The organism is Marinobacter sp. L-80 (genome assembly GCF_056859395.1).
The window spans coordinates 1-3,885 of record NZ_JBSXOI010000008.1 but is presented as its reverse complement, the minus strand read 5'-3'; the positions used below and the strand labels follow the sequence as shown (position 1 = coordinate 3,885).

Annotated in this window: 4 protein-coding genes; all 4 read right to left on the bottom strand. The window is 52.4% G+C overall.

The genetic code is table 11. The features are described from left to right. Window positions 1-476: 476 nt before the first annotated feature. The gene (locus AC13E3_RS00210) at window positions 477-965 is read right to left on the bottom strand and encodes a DUF6560 family protein (protein WP_008172247.1); all 489 of its coding nucleotides are present in this window, start codon (window positions 963-965) and stop codon (window positions 477-479) included. Window positions 966-1,163: 198 nt separating this feature from the next. Continuing rightward, window positions 1,164-2,735, bottom strand: coding sequence for a transposase (locus AC13E3_RS00205; protein ID WP_008174256.1), 1,572 nt, complete (start codon window positions 2,733-2,735; stop codon window positions 1,164-1,166). Window positions 2,736-2,890: 155 nt separating this feature from the next. Continuing rightward, on the bottom strand, window positions 2,891-3,310 hold the full coding sequence (locus AC13E3_RS00200) for a GFA family protein (protein WP_482901557.1): 420 nt from the start codon (window positions 3,308-3,310) through the stop codon (window positions 2,891-2,893). Window positions 3,311-3,448: 138 nt separating this feature from the next. Further along, window positions 3,449-3,885: hypothetical protein (locus AC13E3_RS00195; protein ID WP_482901556.1), on the bottom strand; the 437-nt coding region annotated here is incomplete at its 5' end.

The window sequence follows — 3,885 nt, the reverse complement described above, 5'->3', positions numbered from 1 at the left end:
GGTCGCAAAGCGAACATTCGGATAAGGCGACCAATGCCAATGGAGTTGTCTCCGTTTTGGACTTACCGCGATGCATATGACACACCTCAGCCTCAAACGGAGGCCTTTTCAAAGGCCTCGGGACTAACGGGATTGGTTAAGTGACAGCACTGCTGAACATTCCGTACGACGAGAGACCAAATAACGTGAGTGGTAGGACAATATATGCAACTGCATCAGAATACCCCCAACGAGACTCGCGCTTGCGTTTTGAACGCAGCTTGCAAACGGAATATCCGAATAAGGCAAATATGCACGCCCCAGCGTAAGGCATCCAAACTACCTCCTCAGAAGCCAGCAACGACACCGGAATTAGGGGAGACAAGCACCATAGAGTTGCTACGAAATGGGCTCCATCTACCAACTCAACGACTCTGCTCATGTCAATTAACGCCTTGCGCATCAGTTGGAAGTCCATGGCGAGGTTGATGCGTTGGTTAGGTTTGGTCATTTCTTGATATTGAGCGAACATAATTATAAAACTCAATGCTACCCGCCATATGAAGGAAGCATTCAACTTTTTGTCCCTTCGCCCCGACTATTTTAAACGAGGACCCATACCGGCCACGGCTTATGGACACGACTTCCGAAAGCGGTAATCTGACTCTTTTGCCGAAAGCTGATTGGTAGTAAATCATCTTTTCATCGAACCAAATTTTTCGACGAAAGACCTCATTCAAGCTCACTAGCCCTACTCCGACGATAGAGAAAAGAAACCAGTAAACTACTTGAATAACTCTCTCTTCTTGAATTGCAGAATATAAAACAAGGGAGAAAAACAAAGTGAATACGATCACAACTACCTTGAGTACCCAGCCATATTGAACAACCAGCCAACTTCTATCTATCGAAACCTTACCGCTAAGTATAATCCAAAAGAACACAATTTGAGCAAGGAATAGAAGTACATTGTAGAGATACTCCATTAAAACACCTAACGAGGCTGTAGAAAAACCCGATTCCGAGTCGTTCCCAGCGCCTGATTCCTAAAATTTTTGTAGCGGCCACCAGCTAGTCGATTATCGCCATTCCGATGATCAGCCATCAGTTTCGCCCATTTGATGGGGTCAGTGTCAGTCCTGCTGGCAACCAGCGACCACGTTTCCGGCCTTCTGCTCTTTGTGTCACGCCGCCAACTGCCCGTAATTCGCCAGCTTCTCAATATTGTGCACCAGGCAGTATAGCTGCCACTGGCCCTGTACTTTCTTCTTGCCCCGCAGACTGAAGCGGTTCAGCCGTTTGGTCGTGCCAATGTTGCCGAACACCGGTTCTACCACCGACATGCGGTGACTGTAGATCTCTTTGCCCTGCCGGCTGTCGACGCGTTGCTTCATCCAGTCGGTGTAAGTGGGCCCGCGCTTTAGCTCCAGGGTGTAGGAGACCTGCCGTCCTTTGCCCTTGCGATGATTTGCAGATTCCGGGTTCTGCATGCACTGGTGTTTCCTGGAACACTGACGACACTGGAGTAACCGGCCCTGGAAATGAGCCCGGGGCACACCATTCTGATCCGTTCTCGTGCCCTCGTAATGCAAGGATTTCCCGGCTGGGCAGATACAGGTCATAGTGACCGGATCGAACTGGAATTCACTGGCCGGGATGGTCTTCTTCCAGCCAGTATCCGGCAGCTTCTGATGACGTTTGCCGTATTTGTCTTTCTGGTTCTGGAACTTCGGATCTCGACTGCGGAACCGGTTGTCTGGCACGTAGCCGTTGATCTGCCGTTCGTGCAGGTACTTCATGTTGGCTTCGTTGGCGAAGCCGGTGTCGGCGGTGATCACAGTGCCTTGCTGGTAGATGCTCTCGGCAATGCCCAGTTTTTTGAAACGGGCTTCGACCGTTTCCAGGACCGGTTGTAGAGTGTGGTGTTCCTGGCCTTCGCCAAAGGCCTGGGCATCGATGATCACCTGGTGTTTCCTGTCCACCGTGGCCACACCGTTATAGCCCTGGATCGTGCCCTTGCTGGTGGTCATCTTGGCGCTTTCGTTGTCAGTCAGGTTGCTCTTCACTTCCTTGCTCCGCTTCCCCCGGCCCATCCTTGGGCGGTTCGTCTTTAGGAAGCGGTCCACTTTGTTCATGGCTTCATCCAGCGAGAGGATGGTGTTTGCACGGCGAATATCCCGATCCAGTTCAGCTTCGGTCTCCGTCTCGTCACGCTCGTAATGTTCCTTCAAGTGGTGACGGATCAGTCGTCGCAACTTCTCTCGTTTCTCTCCCAGTTCCTTGAAGGTACCCGACCATTCCTTGGCAGCGTTGGAGGACATCTTGCAGCCGTCGATGGCAAAGAGTTCGTTGCCCAATAAGCCCCGCTCGTGACACACCAGCAGCACCTGCTCGAACAGTTCTTCAATCTCGCCGGAATGGCTGCTGACAAACTTGGCCAATGTCGTGAAGTGGGGAACGGTATCGCAAGACAGTGCCTTGAAGATGATATTGGTCTCGCAGCACCACTGCATCTCGCGGCTCGAGGTGATGCCTTTGGAATAGGCGAACAGGATGATCTTCAGCAGGATGGCCGGATCGTAGGCCAGCCGGCCGGTGTCTTCGTTGCGGTACTTCGGATGAAAGACTGACAGATCAAGCTTGTGCTCGATCAGGTAGTGCACCGCGTGCTCGAAGGTGCCGGGCTGGAGCTGTTCCTGGTAGTTGATCACGACCATCGCATCCTGGTCGTAGTTGTAGTGCTTGAAGCGGGGCATGGGACGGATCCTTGTCGGGCTGCGATGCCCTGATCCTACCAGGTCTGGAGCAGCGATTCTGGGACCTTTTCTACAGCCTCAACGCTTTTGTTTAGCGGCGCACATGTAGCGCAGCGAAATGGGCGTCCGGTGTAGGGCCGGAGGCCCGGAACGTACTACAACAATTTGTTAAGTGATTCCAGGCTCTCAGGGCCGCCCTCCAATCGAACGCACTCCGCGGATTCTTGCTCCCATGGCGCGGCGGATGCTGTGTAGAGATGAACAGAAACCCTTGATACGGCGAGTTCATCGAGCAAACCGGCTGGAACCCAAACCATCTCGGTGCCCCGCAGGCTATTTGGAACCGGACTCCCACAAATTGAGCAGAAATCGCTCCGGAAACCACTTGGCTTTTGGTACGACCGGATCTCGCTTTGACCTGAGACCCAACGAAAACTAGAACCCTGCACAAATGTGGCAGCGTTAGCGGCAGCCCCTGTGGCTTTGCGGCACAGCGAGCAGTGACACTGATAGAGATTCCGTATCTCCCCATCAATTTTGAACTTCACGCTTCCGCAGAGACATTCACCTTGCATCGATCAGTCCTTTGGCACTTAACGCCGACGTTTAGCGGCGCCCATGCAGCGCAGCGAAATGGGCGTCCGGTGTAGGGCCGCCAGGCCCGAAACGTACTACAACAATTTGTTAAAGGCTTTTCAGTCAGCTCCCGCCCGTCACGACAACACCAAAGATATCGTCTGTAAGACGCTCACAACTGTCAAAAACCCACCAATTACGGTAAGTCTTCTGTTAGAGAGATCGATCCCTTGAATCAGGATAAAGCTCCCAACCGCGCCGCTGAAAAAACCTCCGCTGAACTGAGAACCACCAACCGCAAAGACAAACAACAAGTAAACCACTGCCAGGAAATACAGCAATACTCGTAGCGGCTTGACCTCAAAACGCTTGTAGTAGGCCTGGTCTTCTGGGGAAAGTTCTTCTTTGCTCACCGAAAACTCCCTTGAGCCTTTAACGCCCTTGTTTAGCGGCGCACATGTAGCGCAGCGAAATGGGCGTCCGGTGTAGGGCCGCGAGGCCCGAAACGTACTACAACTATTTGTTAAAGGCTTTTGCAGTAAGCGCTCGGTAGCCACTACAACACCGACGATAT

Excerpts from the sequence above, each read along its gene's own strand:
- AC13E3_RS00210 (WP_008172247.1), bottom strand. The coding sequence starts at position 965 with ATGGAGTATCTCTACAATGTACTTCTATTCCTTGCTCAAATTGTGTTC.
- AC13E3_RS00205 (WP_008174256.1), bottom strand. The coding sequence starts at position 2,735 with ATGCCCCGCTTCAAGCACTACAACTACGACCAGGATGCGATGGTCGTG.
- AC13E3_RS00200 (WP_482901557.1), bottom strand. The coding sequence starts at position 3,310 with ATGCAAGGTGAATGTCTCTGCGGAAGCGTGAAGTTCAAAATTGATGGG.